The sequence below is a fragment of the Cupriavidus sp. 05N40 genome, assembly GCF_056397305.1.
In genome coordinates this window covers 1-14,415 of record NZ_JBFTND010000190.1, presented here as the reverse complement: position 1 = coordinate 14,415, position 14,415 = coordinate 1, and the positions used below count along the sequence as shown (strand labels likewise).

General features: G+C 69.5%; 14 protein-coding genes and 1 pseudogene. 6 read left to right on the top strand and 9 right to left on the bottom strand.

What is annotated here, in order from left to right; translation table 11 throughout:
- Positions 1-292 (bottom strand): TetR/AcrR family transcriptional regulator (locus tag AC1DO7_RS32185; RefSeq protein WP_477117010.1); only part of this gene is annotated, 292 nt, incomplete at its 3' end.
- Between the two features lie 336 nt (positions 293-628).
- Here AC1DO7_RS32185 and AC1DO7_RS32180 point away from each other — a divergent pair.
- Together AC1DO7_RS32180 and dkgB are read left to right on the top strand one after the other, a co-directional pair.
- A complete protein-coding gene (locus tag AC1DO7_RS32180) occupies positions 629-1,531 on the top strand; it encodes an NAD-dependent epimerase/dehydratase family protein (RefSeq protein WP_441613892.1) in 903 nt (300 codons plus the stop codon).
- Positions 1,532-1,634: 103 nt separating this feature from the next.
- Positions 1,635-2,438, top strand: a complete 804-nt coding sequence (gene dkgB / locus AC1DO7_RS32175; RefSeq protein ID WP_477117009.1) for a 2,5-didehydrogluconate reductase DkgB — start codon at positions 1,635-1,637, stop codon at positions 2,436-2,438.
- Positions 2,439-2,536: 98 nt separating this feature from the next.
- Here dkgB and AC1DO7_RS32170 read toward each other — a convergent pair whose 3' ends face one another.
- Entirely contained in the window at positions 2,537-2,689 is a 153-nt protein-coding gene (locus AC1DO7_RS32170; RefSeq protein WP_441649787.1) for an SDR family oxidoreductase, read from the bottom strand.
- 62 nt (positions 2,690-2,751) lie between these two features.
- On the opposite strand from AC1DO7_RS32170, the pseudogene AC1DO7_RS32165 reads away from it, so the two are divergent.
- Positions 2,752-3,339 (top strand): annotated as a pseudogene (locus AC1DO7_RS32165) (LysR substrate-binding domain-containing protein); the annotation flags it as partial.
- A 49-nt stretch (positions 3,340-3,388) separates the two neighbouring features.
- Here the strand turns inward: AC1DO7_RS32165 and AC1DO7_RS32160 are convergent.
- The 3 genes from AC1DO7_RS32160 to AC1DO7_RS32150 all read right to left on the bottom strand — a co-directional run bounded on the left by AC1DO7_RS32160 (position 3,389) and on the right by AC1DO7_RS32150 (position 6,057).
- A complete protein-coding gene (locus AC1DO7_RS32160; RefSeq protein ID WP_441613896.1) occupies positions 3,389-3,712 on the bottom strand; it encodes a putative quinol monooxygenase in 324 nt (107 codons plus the stop codon).
- Positions 3,713-3,935: 223 nt separating this feature from the next.
- Positions 3,936-4,904, bottom strand: a complete 969-nt coding sequence (locus AC1DO7_RS32155; protein ID WP_441649788.1) for a TIGR03571 family LLM class oxidoreductase — start codon at positions 4,902-4,904, stop codon at positions 3,936-3,938.
- 22 nt (positions 4,905-4,926) lie between these two features.
- The gene (locus tag AC1DO7_RS32150) at positions 4,927-6,057 is read right to left on the bottom strand and encodes an alkene reductase (protein ID WP_441649789.1); all 1,131 of its coding nucleotides are present in this window, start codon (positions 6,055-6,057) and stop codon (positions 4,927-4,929) included.
- A gap of 289 nt (positions 6,058-6,346) precedes the next feature.
- On the opposite strand from AC1DO7_RS32150, the gene AC1DO7_RS32145 reads away from it, so the two are divergent.
- Positions 6,347-7,195, top strand: a complete 849-nt coding sequence (locus tag AC1DO7_RS32145) for a D-amino acid aminotransferase (RefSeq protein WP_441649790.1) — start codon at positions 6,347-6,349, stop codon at positions 7,193-7,195.
- Positions 7,196-7,205: 10 nt separating this feature from the next.
- Here the strand turns inward: AC1DO7_RS32145 and AC1DO7_RS32140 are convergent, their stop codons facing one another.
- From AC1DO7_RS32140 to AC1DO7_RS32125, 4 genes are all read right to left on the bottom strand, one after another.
- On the bottom strand, positions 7,206-8,588 hold the full coding sequence (locus AC1DO7_RS32140) for an MFS transporter (protein ID WP_441649791.1): 1,383 nt from the start codon (positions 8,586-8,588) through the stop codon (positions 7,206-7,208).
- A 69-nt stretch (positions 8,589-8,657) separates the two neighbouring features.
- A complete protein-coding gene (locus AC1DO7_RS32135; protein WP_441613901.1) occupies positions 8,658-10,229 on the bottom strand; it encodes a benzoate-CoA ligase family protein in 1,572 nt (523 codons plus the stop codon).
- Positions 10,230-10,268: 39 nt separating this feature from the next.
- Positions 10,269-11,813 (bottom strand): 3,4-dehydroadipyl-CoA semialdehyde dehydrogenase, encoded by a 1,545-nt coding sequence (locus AC1DO7_RS32130; RefSeq protein WP_441649792.1) that lies wholly within the window; start codon positions 11,811-11,813, stop codon positions 10,269-10,271.
- A 21-nt stretch (positions 11,814-11,834) separates the two neighbouring features.
- Entirely contained in the window at positions 11,835-12,299 is a 465-nt protein-coding gene (locus tag AC1DO7_RS32125) for a DUF4863 family protein (protein WP_441613903.1), read from the bottom strand.
- 89 nt (positions 12,300-12,388) lie between these two features.
- Between AC1DO7_RS32125 and AC1DO7_RS32120 the strand changes: the two genes are divergently transcribed.
- Together AC1DO7_RS32120 and AC1DO7_RS32115 are read left to right on the top strand one after the other, a co-directional pair.
- A complete protein-coding gene (locus AC1DO7_RS32120; RefSeq protein ID WP_441649793.1) occupies positions 12,389-13,363 on the top strand; it encodes a helix-turn-helix transcriptional regulator in 975 nt (324 codons plus the stop codon).
- A gap of 137 nt (positions 13,364-13,500) precedes the next feature.
- The coding region (locus AC1DO7_RS32115; protein WP_477117008.1) for an enoyl-CoA hydratase-related protein at positions 13,501-14,415 on the top strand (915 nt) is incomplete at its 3' end.

Genomic DNA, 14,415 nt, shown 5'->3' with positions numbered 1-14,415 from the left:
GCGTGATGAAGCGGCGCACGCGCTCCTGCGGCAGGGGCTCGTCCGCGGTGGCGTCGGCGATGCCCGCAATCTCGTCGATGGTGCGCAGCAGGCAGGCCACCACAAGGTCTTCCTTCTTGCGGTAGTAGTAGGTGATGCTGTTGGTGCTCAGCCCGACTTCCTGCGCCACGTCCGAAAGCGTGGCGCCGCGCAGGCCCTTGCGGTTGAACAGCCGCGCGGCGGCGTCGAGGATCGCCTCGCGCTTCTCGACGTAGCGGCGTGTCGGGCGGGCTTCCGCTGTTTCCTTGAGCATGAGGGCAGTGATTGGCCGGGCGATGGCCATGATTGGCAGGGTGCGCGGATTATAGAGCCGCGCCGCGCCTGCGGGTGGCTCGCGTCGCGCGGGGGCGACAACGCGCGGGCACGCGGCATTGCCGGCTGCCCGTGCCCCGCCCCGCGCAGCCGATCCGCCGGCCTTTTCGCCCAGGCGCGTGAGAGCGCGGTGGCGCGGCTCCCGCCGCCCTGGCCGATTCTTGCGCCGGAATCAATTATCTTCTGCACGCGGGCCGGTTATTCCGCCGGCGGGGAGCGGGGATACTCTGGCCATGTACAAGGGCCGGCAGTCGTTCCGGCCACAAGGAGCCTTCCCATGCAAGTCTTCATTACCGGCGCCGCGGGGTTTATCGGGGGCTCGGTGGCCGCGCGCCTGCTCGCCGATGGCCACGCCGTGCGCGGCCTGGTGCGCAATCCGGCCCAGGCAGGGCTGTTTGCCGGGCGCGGCATCGTGCCCGTGGCCGGCACGCTGGACGACGCGGCCCTGCTGACGCGCGAAGCCGCGCGGGCGGATGCCGTCATCAACACCGCCAGCAGCGACCACCGCGGTGCCGTGGAGGCGCTGCTGGCCGGGCTGCTCGGCTCGGGCAAGCCCTTCCTGCACACCAGTGGCTCCAGCGTGATCGGCGACGATGTCGGCGGCAATGCCGTGTCCGGGCACATCTTCGACGAAGACACGCCGCTGGTGGTGGAGCCCGGCAAGCAGGCACGCCATGCCATCGACCAGATGGTGCTGGACGCGGCCGCGCACGGCGTGCGCAGCGCTGTGTTGTGCAACAGCATGATCTACGGCACCGGCGCCGGGCTGCATCCGCACAGTGTGCAGATTCCGCCGCTGGTGGCGCAGGCGCGGCGCAGCGGCGTGGTGCGTGTGGTCGGGGCGGGCGTGAACCGCTGGTCCAACGTGCATATCGACGACGCCGTCGCGCTCTACGCGCTGGCGCTGGAGCACGCACCGGCCGGCGCCTTCTACTTCGTCGAGAACGGCGAGGCGTCCTATGCCGAGATCGGCGCGGCCATCGCGCGGCGCCTCGGGCTCGGGCCGGTGCAGTCGTGGTCCGTGGCCGAGGCCGCGCCGGTCTGGGGCGAAGGGCCCGCACGCTACTCCTTCGGCTCCAACAGCCGCGTGCGCGCCCGCCGCGCGCGGGCCGAGCTTGGCTGGCAACCCGCGCATGGCTCGGTGACCGGCTGGATCGAAAACGCGATGCCGCTCGACTGAGCGGCGCGGGGCGATTGCCGCCAGTCCCGCAATCCATCCYGAACCCTTCGCGGCCGGGCTGCCGTCAGCCCCGGCTGTCAACCCTCTGACAATGGAAAGAACCATGAGCATTCCCGCACTCGGCCTCGGCACCTTCCGCCTGCAAGGCCAGACCGTCATCGACTCCGTGCGCAACGGCCTCGAGGTCGGCTACCGTGCCATCGACACCGCGCAGATCTACGGCAACGAGGCCGAAGTCGGCCAGGCCATCGCCGAGAGCGGCGTGGCGCGCGCCGGGCTGTTCCTCACCACCAAGATCTGGGTCGAGAACCTCTCGCGCGACAAGCTGGTGCCCAGCCTCAGGCAGAGCCTGGCCAAGCTGCGCACCGACCATGTCGACCTGACCCTGATCCACTGGCCGTCGCCCGGCGGCGCGGTGCCGRTGGCGGAGTTCATGACTGCGCTGGCCGAGGCCCGCGAACAGGGCCTGACCCGCCAGATCGGTGTCTCCAACTTCAATATCGCGCTGATGCGCGAGGCGATCGACGCCGTTGGCGCGCAGGCGATCGCCACCAACCAGGTCGAGTTGCACCCCTTCCTGCAGAACCGCAAGGTGGTGGAGTTCGCGCGCAGCCAGGGCATCCACGTCACGTCGTACATGACGCTGGGCTACGGCCGCGCGCTGCAGGATCCGGTGATCCTGGGGATCGCCGGGCGCCTGGGCGCGACTGCCGCGCAAGTGGTGCTGGCCTGGGCCATGCAGCTCGGCTACGCGGTGATCCCGTCGTCCACCAGGCGCGCCAACCTGCAGGGTAACCTGGGTGCGCCGGCGGTGCGCCTGAGCGATGCCGACATGGCCGCCATCGCCGCGCTGGACCGCGGCGAGCGCCTCACCAGCCCGGATGGCCTGGCACCGGCCTGGGACTGAAGCCAGCGCTTGCCGGGGTTCGCCCCGGCTTGCATCACGCGCGCCGCCGGCAATATCCGGCGGCGCGCGTTGTCTTGCCGGCGCCGGGCGCGCGGCCATCAGGCGATGGTCTGCACGGTGCCGCCCTCGGCCCGGATCGCCGCGCCGTTGACAACGGCGGCGCGCTCGCTGGCGAGGAAGGCGACGACACTGGCGACTTCGGCGGGCTTGGCCAGGCGCAGGATCAGCGAGGACGGCCGGTTCTCGTTCATGAACTTGCGTTCCGCATCGGCATAGGCAGGATCTCGCGCAGGGCTCGGCGGCGCCGCACGGCGTGCTGCGCGTGAATGCCTCGCTGCCGCTGGGCACGCACCAGCTGCTGCCGCTGTTGCCCGAGTTCCGCCGGCGCTACCCGGGCATCACGCTGGACATCTCGCTCACGGACGAACTGGTGGACCTGCGCCGAGAGCGGATCGACGTGGCGATCCGCATGGGCCCGCTGGCCGACGCCAGCTTTCGCGCGCGCATCCTGGGGGAAAGCCGGCGCGTGGTGGTGGCCGCGCCTGCCTATGTGGCGGCCCACGGCGTGCCGCACGCGCCACAGGCGCTTGCGCAGCACAACTGCCTGAATTTCAATTTCCGGCGCTCGGTGGACGAGTGGCCGTTCTCGATCGACAAGCAGACCGTCTACATGCCGGTGCGCGGCGACCTGCTGGCCAACAACGGCGAGACCATGCGCCAGCTCACGCTGGATGGACTGGGCATCAGCCGGCTGGGCATGTTCCACGTGGCCAGGGATATCGAGGCGGGGCGGCTGGTGCCCCTGCTGGAGGATTTCAACCCGGGCGACAAGGAAGAGGTCCACGCGATCTTCAGCAACCAGCGGCATATGCCGCAACGCGTGCGGGTCTTTATCGATTTCCTGGTGGAGCGCGTCGGCGCGGCGCGCCGGGCGCGGGATAGCCGGCCGCTTACGCTGCAGCGTGCATCTCGTACAGCGAGAATTCGCCGATGCAATCGCCGGCCGCGCTGCGGAACGCATTCATGTAAGGGCTCTCCATGTGATCGCGCCATTGCGCGGCCGATGCCCATTGCTCGACGAAGATGACGAAGCCCTCTTCGGTATTGGACTGGTGCAGCTCATAGCGCAGGCAGCCGCGATGCTGCCTTGCCGCGGCCACCAGACCGACTTGCGCGGCGAGCAGGCGCGCCTGCGTGCCGGGCTTGGCGCGCACGTGGGCGATGATGGTCAGTGGCGCGGATGGCGCAGCTTGCGGGGCGGGATTCGTTTGCATGATGGATTCCTGGTGAGGGTGTCGGGCGGGGGCGGCGGATGCCATGGAGGCAGTATTGGCGGGAGYCGCGCGCGCGACTAGCCGGTGCGGCGGAAAAGGATTGCGGAATCGCTTTCCGCACGGCTCGCCCGCGACGGTTTTTTTCCCCTCTCGCGTGGAACGGGAGAGGGGCCGGCGAAGACAAGCCGCGGCAGATTTTGCTTGCCGCCTGGCATCCCCGGGCTCAGGCCGCCAGCGCGCCTTGCGGCGCATTCCCGGCGGTCTGCGCATCGCCATGGAAATGCGGCAGCACATGCGCCGCGATTTCCTCCATCGCTTCGCCCACTGGCCGGTGACTGCGGCGAAAGTGCAGGCCGATATGCGCGGCGCCTGCCGCGCGCATGGCCTCCAGCTCGGCAACCAGCCCCTTGCGCCCGACCGCCGCGCCAAAGCGGTGACGGCGGATCGGCGCATCGGGATCGTCCAGCAGGTCCAGGTGGATAAAGCTGACATAGGGTTTGGCGCCGGCCGCGCCGCGCCACATTGCGCTGCGGCGCGCGTGGTCCTCGGGCGTGCCGGGGTAGGCCAGCCAGCCATCCATGTGCTCGCCGACCCAGGCAGGCGATTGCTGCGCGAGCCCGGCCACCAGCAGCGGCAGCGGTGCGTCCAGGCGCGGCAGCATGCGCACGCCTTCGGGCAGGCGTGCCGCGCCGGCATCGCGCAGCAGCGCCACCTGCTCGCGGAACGCTTCGCCGCGGCGCGCGAAGTCGCGGCCGAAGACCGGGTATTCGACCGGGCGGTCGCCGCTGGCGACGCCGAGCAGCAGCCGGCCGTTGCTGAGGTGGTTCACGGTGGCGGCGGATTTCAGCGTCAGCATCGGCTCGCGCAGGGGTAGTACCACCGCGGCGGTGCCGAGCAGGATGCGCTCGGTCACGCCGGCCAGGTAGCCCAGGTAGCTGAAGGTCTCGAAGACCTGCGCGGCGTCGCCGAACTGCGGGTCGTACAGCGGGACGTCGCGCACCCACAGCGCGCGAAAGCCCAGCCGGTCGGCGCGCCTGGCGAGTTCGCCATGGCGTGCCAGGTCGGGCTCGCCGGGAAGGCGGCCGGCCTGGCGTCGGGCGAGTTCGCCGGCGGGCGACCAGTCGTTGTCCAGCGGCAGTTCCAAGCCGACGCTGAAGCCGCCCGCCGTCAGTTTGTCCAGTGCGCTGTGCATGGCGTTCTCCATCGCGGCGGGGTTATGCGGCATCGGCCTGGGGCGCGGCGTTGCTGGCGTGCCTCGGGTAATCGGTGTAGCCCGCCTCGCCGCCACCGAAGTACTTGGCGCGGTCGCCGGCGTTGAGCGGCAGGTCGTGCTGCAGGCGGTAGGGCAGGTCCGGATTGGCGATGAACGCGCGCCCGAAGCCGACCAGGTCGGCCCAGCCCCTGGCGAGCGCTTCCTGCGCACGCGGCCCGGTGTAGTTGCCGGAGTAGATCAGGGTGCCGGGATAGATCGCGCGCAGCGCTTCCTTGAAGGCGGCTGGCATGACGGGCGCATCCTCCCAGTCGGCCTCGGCGATATGGATATAGCCCACGCCGATCTGGCCGAGCGCGTGCGCGGCGGCCAGGTAGGTGGCTTGTGGCGTGTCGTCCACCGCGCCCTGCAGCGTGGTCAGCGGCGCCAGGCGCACGCCGATGCGGTCCTTGCCGACCACGTCGGTCACGGCCTGCGCCACTTCCTTGAGCAAGCGCAGGCGGTTGGCCAGCGAGCCGCCGTAGGCGTCGGTGCGGGCGTTGGCCTGCGAGTCGATGAACTGGTTGATCAGGTAGCCGTTGGCGCCATGCAGCTCGACACCGTCGAAGCCGGCCGCCAGGGCATTGCGCGCAGCGTTCGCGTAGTCGGCCACGATGCCGGGGATCTCGTCGATCGACAGCGCGCGCGGCGCCGAGTGCTGGATCATCTCGCCCACGCCGCCCTGCGGGCCCTGGCCGCTGGCGTCGACGAACACTTTCACGCCTTCGGCCACCAGCGCGGACGACGACACCGGCGCGGCCTCGCCGGGCTGGAGCGAGTTGTGGGAGACGCGGCCCACGTGCCAGAGCTGCGCGAAGATCTTGCCGCCCGCGGCATGCACCGCGTCGGTCACCTTGCGCCAGCCGCGTACCTGCGCGTCGGTATAGATGCCGGGCGTCCAGGCATAGCCCTGCCCTTGCCGGCTGATCTGCGTGCCTTCGGAAATGATCAGGCCGGCGCCGGCGCGCTGCGCGTAGTACTCGGCCATCAGGTCCGTTGCCACATCGCCCGCGGCAGCGCGCGAACGGGTCATCGGCGGCATCACGATGCGGTTGCGCGTGGTGATGTCGCCAAAGGTGTAGGGGGTGAACAGCATGGTTGCCTCGCTCGTCGGATATCGGTTGGATGAAGCGATTATCGGGACGGGCGGGCTTTGCAAAAACCCCGCGGCCGGCAAATGATTCTTGCGGCGGGATCAAGGATGGCGTGCGGGCCACGGTGAGGCAGAAAGCACACGGCCGCCGTGGAAGCGGGCTGGAAGCAGCTCATGCCTATTTTGCATAACCAGGCGATGCGGCTTGTGGAAGAATGCCCCCATGCGCTGCTTGTGCTCGATGCGCGCATCGCACCCCATCCACGCTGGAACCTGCCCGAAGCCTGCCCCCATGAACGAAGACATTGTCTACCTCAACGGCGAACTCACGCCCCTGTCCGAAGCCCGCATTCCCGTGCTGGACCGAGGCTTTATCTTTGGCGACGGCGTGTATGAAGTCGTGCCCATCTACAACGGCAAGCCCTTCCGCCTGCCGCAGCACCTGGCGCGGCTGGCCCGCAGCCAGGAAACCATCGGCATTCCCAACCCGCACACCGATGCCGAGTGGATCGCCCTGATCGACCGCGTGGTCAAGGCCAACGGCCTGTCCGACCAGATGATCTACATCCAGGTCACGCGCGGCGTGGCGCGGCGCACCCATGCCTTCCCGAAGGAGGTGACGCCCACCGTGCTGATCATGACCAACCCGATGACGCCGCCGTCGGCCCAGATGCGCGAGCAGGGCGTGTCGTGCGTGACGCAGGAGGACAAGCGCTGGCTGCATTGCCAGGTCAAGTCCACCTCGCTGCTGGGCAATGTGCTGGCGGCGCAGAACGCGGTGGAGCACGGCGCCACCGAGAGCATCCAGTTCCGCGACGGCTTCCTGACCGAGGCTTCCGCCTCCAATGTGTGGATCGTCCGCAAGGGCCGCGTCGCGGCGCCGCCGAAGGACAACCTGATCCTCGAAGGCATCCGCTACGGCTGGATGGAAGAGCTATGCGCGGCGCTGGATATCTCGCTGGAGGCCCGCCGCATCACGTTCGATGAAGTGATGGCGGCGGACGAAGTCCTGCTGACCTCGGCCAGCAAGGAGGTCCTGCCCGTGGTGCGCATCGACGGCAAGACCGTCGGTACGGGCGTGCCGGGGCCGGTGTTCAAGCGCCTGTACGCGGCCTATCAGGAGGCGAAGACCGCGTCGTGACGGGCATGCCCTAAGCGGAGCGCCCGGCCTGCGCCAGCGCCGGCGCGTGCGCGGCGGGCTGCGCGGCTTCGCCACCCGCATGCATGGCCGAGGCCGAGCGCCGGTGATCGATCAGCAGCACCGCCACCACGGCGATCACCGCCGGCACCGCGATCGCCATGAAGTTCTGCTGTAGCGGCAGCGCCATGCCCACCAGGGCACCGATCACGATCGGCGCCAGGATGGCGCCGCTGCGGCCCACACCCGAGGCCCAGCCGATGCCGGTGGCGCGCACCGCCATCGGATAGAACTGCCCCGCGTAGGCATAGGTCACGATCTGCGTGCCGATGGTCGACGCGCCGGCCAGCGCCACCAGCAGGAACAGCACTTCGGTGGGCACCTTGAAGCCCAGCAGCGTGATGGACACCGCCGCCAGTGCATACATCCCCACCAGCACGTACTTGATATTGAAGCGGTCGGCCAGCCAGCCGCCGCCGATCGCGCCGATCATGGCGCCGAAGTTCAGCACCAGCACGAAGGTCAGCGCCGAGCCCAGGCTGTAGCCGGCGCTGGCCATCAGCTTGGTCAGCCACGAACTGAGCGCGTAGACCATGAAAAGGCACATGAAGAACGCGACCCAGAACATCACGGTGCTGAAGCCGCGGCCGTCCTGGAACAGCTTGCCGATCGGCGCGTCGCCGGCCTTGTCGGTGGCGGGCAGGGCGAACTGGTCATCGGGCCGCGGCTGGTAGGCCGGCTCCAGGCGCGACACGATGCGCTTGAGCGTGTCGAGGCGGCCGGTCCTGACCAGGAAGGGCATGGATTCGGGCATGACCTTGAGCACCACGGGGATCAGCAGCGCCGGCAGCGCGGCGGCGACGAATACCGACTGCCAGCCATAGCTTTCGATCAGTCCCTTGCCGAGCAGCGCGGCCAGCATGCCGCCCACGGAGTAGCCGCTGAACATCAGCGTGACCATGGTGCCGCGGATCTTGCGCGGCGAGTACTCGGTCATCTGCGCCACCACATTGGGCATCACGCCGCCGATGCCCAGCCCCGCCAGGAAGCGCGTGACGCTGAAGCTGACCGGGTCGCTGGCGAAGCCTGCTGCCGCGGTAAACACACTGAACAGCGCAATGCAGATGGCGATGGCGACGCGCCGGCCGAGGCGGTCCGCCACGGTGCCCATGACGACGGCGCCGAACATCATGCCGAACAGCGCCGAGCTGACCATGAAGCCGGCGCTGGTAGCGTCGACGCCCATGCTCTTCATGATGGAAGGCAGCGCAATGCCGACCACGGCAAGGTCATAGCCGTCGAAGATGATGATAAGGGCGCACCACAACAGCACCTGGCCGTGGAAGCGGTTGAAGCGGGCCTCGTCGGCCAGCTTGTGGACATCGATCTGACGCATGGTTGTCTCCGTTGTGTTTTTCGCCGCCGCGTGGCCGCGGCGGTCGGGGTGTGGCACGCGGCGCGGGCTTCAGGCCGGCGCGCCTTCCAGTTCGCGCAGCCGGAAGCGCTGGATCTTGCCGGTGGCGGTCTTGGGCAGCGCGGCAACGAACTCGATGACGCGCGGGTACTTGTAGGGCGCCAGGCGCTCCTTGACGAAGGCCTTCAATTCCGCCTCGCCGGCCTGCGCGCCGGCCTTCAGCACGACGAAGGCCTTGGTCCTGGTCAGGCCCGCGTCGTCGGGCACGCCGATCACGGCCGCCTCCAGCACGGCCGGATGCTGGGCCAGCGTGGCTTCCACTTCGAACGGCGACACATAGATGCCGCTGACCTTGAGCATGTCGTCGCTGCGGCCGGCGTAGCAGTAGCTTCCGTCGGGGTTGCGCACGTACTTGTCGCCGCTCTTGGTCCAGCCGCCGCGGAAGGTCTCGCGCGATTTCTCGCGGTTGCCCCAGTACATCAGCGCCGCGCTCGGGCCCTGGATATACAGCTCGCCCACCTCGCCATCCGGCACGGGGTGGCCTTCCTCGTCGCGCAGCTCCACCGCGTAGCCCGGCACCGGCCAGCCGGTGGTGCCGTAGCGCACCTGGCCGGGGCGGTTTGACAGGAAGATGTGCAGCATCTCGGTGGAGCCGATGCCGTCGATGATGTCGCAGCCGAAGTGCGCGGTGAAGCGTTCGCCGAGGTCGGCGGGCAGGGCTTCGCCAGCGGAAGAGCAAAGGCGCAGCGCCACTTCGCCGCGCGCGGGCAGGGCGGGCGAGGCCAGCATGCCCGCATAGCCGGTCGGCGCGCCGAAGAAGACCGTGGGCCGATGCGCCAGCCAGCGCCTGAAGGTGGCCTCCGGGGTCGGGCGCTCGGCCATCAGCACCACGGTGGCGCCGACGCTGAGCGGAAAGCTCAGCGCGTTGCCGAGCCCGTAGGCGAAATACAGCTTGGCCGCGGAGAAGCAGGTGTCGTGCTCGTCCAGACCGAGGATGGGTTTGGCGTACAGCTCCGCCGTCCAGTACGGGTTGGCGTGGCTGTGGAGCACGCCCTTGGGGCGGCCGGTGGAGCCCGAGGAATACAGCCAGAAGCCGGGGTCGTCGGGCCCGGTGCCGGCGGGCGCGGGCAGCGGCGCGTGACCGCCGAGCAGCGCGTCGAGCGCAAGCGCGCCGCCGTCGGGGGCGCCGTCGGGACGGGAGACGATGACCGTCTTCACTTCGTGGCCGCCCTGTGCCATGGCCTGGCGCAGCACCGGCAGCAGCGCCGCCGATACCAGCACCGCCTGGGCGCGGCTGTGCCCCAGCATATAGGCATAGTCCTCGGCGGTGAGCAGGGTGTTGACCGCCACCGGCACGATGCCGGCGTACATCGCGCCGAGGAAGGACACGGGCCAGTCGTTGCAGTCGTGCATCAGCAGCAGCACACGCTCTTCGCGGTGGATGCCGCAGCCCTGCAACGCGGCGGCCAGGCGGCGCACGCGCTCGGCCAGCGCGCCGTAGCTCAGGCTGCCGTGGTCGTCGACAAAGGCGGTCTTGGTCGCGCGCAGCGCATTGCGCTCGATCAGGTGCTGCGCGAAATTGAAGGGCGCTCCGGGCGGCTGGACTTGTGTTTCGGCGGTCATGCTTGTCTCCCCGTATCGGTGGGTTTGTCGCGCGCTGGCTTACAGGTGTGCGAGCACGTCGGTGCCGGCCTGCACGGCGCTGCGGCGGTGATAGAAGTTCAGGGCGCGCAGTCCGCCCAGCTCTTCGCCGCCGCCCGCGCGCCCCGGGCCGCCATGCAGCGATTGCGGCATGACGTTGCCGTGGCCGGTGTGGAGCTGCCCCACTTCAGGCGAGATCACGTGGACGCGGCCGTGGCTGTCGGCCAGTTCCACGGCCGTGGCAGCCAGCGCGGCGCTGTCGCTGCCGTACAGCGACGCCACCAGCGAGCCCTGGCCACGCCGCACCAGCGCCAGCGCGTGAGCGGCGTCGCGGTAGGGCACCAGCGTGGCCACCGGGCCGAAGACCTCGGTGTCGTGTACGCGGTCGGCGCCGTCGGCGTCGCGCGTGCCCAGCAGGGTGGGGCCGACGCAGCACGCCACGGCCGCGTCGGCATCCACCGGCGCGTGCGTGGCGCCGTCGTGCAGCACGTCGGCCTGCGAGCGCAGGCAGGCCAGGCCTTCGCGCACCGCGCCAAGCTGTGCGCGGCTGACCAGCGCGCCCATGCGCACCGCATCGTTGCGCGGGTTGCCCACGGTGATCTTGCGCAGGCGCGCGCCGATGGCCTCGGCGGCGGCGTCGTAGAGCGGTTCCGGGACGAAGATGCGGCGGATGGCGGTGCACTTCTGGCCGGACTTGACCGTCATCTCGCGCACGGCCTCGCGCGCCAGCAGGTCGAAGGCTTCGCTGCCGGCTGCCTCGCCGGGCAGCAGCAGCGCGGAGTTGACGCTGTCGGCCTCGATATTGACGCGCACGGAGCGTTGCGTCACCGCCGCATGGGAGCGGATCAGCGCGGCGGTATCGGCCGAGCCGGTGAAGGACACGACGTCGAACGGCTGCAACTGGTCGAGCAGGCCGGCCGCGCTGCCGCATACCACGGACAGGGCGCCGGGCGGCAGGATGCCGGCCTCGACCACGTCGCGCACCATGCGCTGCGTGAGCCAGGCGGTGGCGGTGGCGGGCTTGACGATGACCGGCACGCCGGACAACAGCGCGGGCGCGGCCTTTTCCCACAAGCCCCAGCCGGGGAAGTTGAAGGCATTGATCAGCAAGGCCACGCCGCGGGTGGGCGTGAGCACGTGCTGCGACTGGAATAGTGGCTCCTTGCCGAGGCGCGCGGCCTCGCCGTCGAGCAGGAAGCGACGCTCGCCGAGCGCGTCGCCCATCTTCGCGTAGGTGCCGAGCGTGAAGATGCCACCGTCGATATCGACCGCCGAATCGTTCCTGACCGTGCCGCTGTTGGCCGTGGCGATGTCGTAGTAGGCGTCGCGGTTGGCCTGCAGCACCTTGACGATGGCCCCCAGCATGGCGGCGCGCTCGCGGTAGGTGAGCGCGCGCAAGGCCGCGCCGCCCTGTTCGCGGGCGAAGGCGAAGCCGGCGGCGAGGTCGAGCCCGGTGGCGTCCACGCGCACCAGTTCGTTGCCCAGCACGGGATCGAGCAGCGCCGTGCCGGCGCCGGTCCCGGCCTGCCAGCGGCCGCCGAGATGGTTGGAAAGCAGTTCGGTCATGGTGCGGTTCCTGCGGGTTGCCTAACGGGTGAATTCGATGCGCCCGGCGGGCAGCAGATAGAGGACCAGGGCGCGGCCCTGGGTGACGGTGGGCCGGTGCGCGCTGCCGGGCGGGCAGACCAGCCAGCCGGCGGGTCGCCCGTCGAATCGCGCTTCGCCTTCGACGGGCATGATCAGGTCGATCTCGCCATCCGGATGCACGTGGTGCGGCCCGGCGATGTCCTGCATGTCGACCACGTCCACCGAGAAGCCGTGCAGTTCGTCGTCCGGCTTGAAGATGCGGCCGTAGCGGATGCCGCCGCCTTCCCGGTTGCACAGCCAGCCTTCGGCCACGCCGGTCTCGCAGGCGGCCTTGAGTTCGCGGTAGGTGGGGCTGGTGGCGCCGTGCTCTGCGTTGAGCCAGGCGTCGAGGCTGGCATCGAGCGGGCGGCCGGCGATCTGCGCCGTCAGCCGCGCGATCTGCGCACGGAATTCGGTTGGGGACATCTGGGGGGCTCCATTAGACTTAGCCGGGTTGCATACCGACGATTCATGCATTATTGTGCATGTGTGAAACATAGAGCCGACAAGAAATCATGTCAAGCAATATATTGCATGTTCCCGGGTTAACTCCGACCGGGCAGCCTGCGCCCGGGGGCGAGGGCGACGCCGGCGGCACGCAGCCGGCCAACGCCGCCGCGGGCGAGAAAAACGCGCTGCTGGTCTCGCTTGGCGAGCGCGTGCGCGACCTGCGCGCGCGCCGCGGCCTGACCCGCAAGGCCACCGCGCAGGCTGCGGATGTCTCGGAGCGGCACCTGGCCAACCTGGAGTACGGCAGCGGCAACGCGTCCATCCTGGTGTTGCAGCAGGTCGCGACGGCGCTGCAGTGCTCGCTGGCGGAACTGCTCGGCGACGTGTCCACCTCGTCGCCGGAGTGGCTGCTGATCCGTGAACTGCTGGAGCATCGCGACGAAGCCACGCTGCGGCGCGTGCGCATTGCCATCGGCGAGATGCTGGGCACCGGCGGCGGCAACGCCGCGCGCAGCCCGCGGGTGGCGCTGATCGGCCTGCGTGGCGCCGGCAAATCCACGCTGGGCGCCATGCTGGCGGAGGATCTCGGCTTCCCGTTCGTGGAGCTGAGCCGCGAGATCGAGCAGTTCGCCGGGTGCAGCATCTCGGAAATCCAGGGCCTGTACGGCATGAACGCCTACCGCCGCTACGAGCGGCGCGCGCTGGAAGAGGCCATCCAGATCTATCCGGAAGCGGTGATCGCCACGCCGGGCGGGCTGGTGTCCGATCCGGCCACCTTCAACCTGCTGCTGGCCCACTGCACCACGGTCTGGCTGCAGGCCGACCCGGAGGACCATATGAACCGCGTGCGCGCCCAGGGCGACCTGCGCCCCATGGCCGCCAGCAAGGAGGCGATGGAAGACCTGCGCCATATCCTGGCCGGTCGCGCGGCCTTCTATTCCAAGGCGGAGTTCAGCGTGGACACCAGCGCCGAGCCGCTGGATGCGACCTTCGCGTCCCTCCGGGACGTCGTGCGCAGGGCCTTGCAGCTACCGCTCTAGCCGTCGCATGGCCTGCGGGTCTCTTCCGCGAAAAGATGCACAATAGTGCTTGACGTAAATTCAGTGCATGAACTATATTTCGTTGCACTGGATTCCGATCAATGCACTATCGTGCTTCATCGCTGAGGAGACACAGCATGACTACCGCCCCCCGCGTCGACTACCAGACCGACCCGTCCCAATACAAGCACCTGAAGCTGACGTTCGACGGCCCCGTTGCCACGCTGGCGGTGGACATTGACGAGAATGCCGGCCTGCGCCCGGGCTACAAGCTCAAGCTCAACAGCTACGACCTCGGCGTCGACATCGAACTGAACGACGCGGTCAACCGCATCCGCTTCGAGCATCCCGAAGTGCGCACCGTGGTGGTCACCAGCGGCAAGGACAAGGTGTTCTGTTCCGGCGCCAACATCTTCATGCTGGGCGTGAGCAGCCACGCCTGGAAGGTGAACTTCTGCAAGTTCACCAACGAAACCCGCAACGGCCTGGAAGATTCCTCGACGCATAGCGGCCTGAAATTCCTCGCCGCGGTCAACGGCGCCTGCGCCGGCGGCGGCTACGAGCTGGCCCTGGCCTGCGACGAGATCATCCTGGTCGACGACCGCTCCTCCGCCGTGAGCCTGCCCGAAGTGCCGCTGCTGGGCGTGTTGCCGGGCACCGGCGGCCTGACCCGCGTGACCGACAAGCGTCACGTGCGCCACGACCTGGCCGATATCTTCTGCACCACCACCGAGGGCGTGCGCGGCCAGCGCGCCAAGGACTGGCGCCTGGTGGACGATATCGCCAAGCCCGCGGTGTTCGCGCAGAAGGTCCAGGAGCGCGCGCTGGCGCTGGCGGCGCAGAGCGACCGGCCGGCCGACGGCCGCGGCGTGGCGCTGACCCCGGTCGAATGCACCGTGGAAGCCGACGCCCTGCGCTACACCCACGTCACGGTGGAGATCGACCGCGCGGGCCGCAAGGCTACCTTTACCGTGAAGGCGCCGTCGGCCACCCAGCCGCAGACGCTCGGCGCCATCGCCGAAGCCGGCGCCGCCTGGTATCCGCTGCAACTG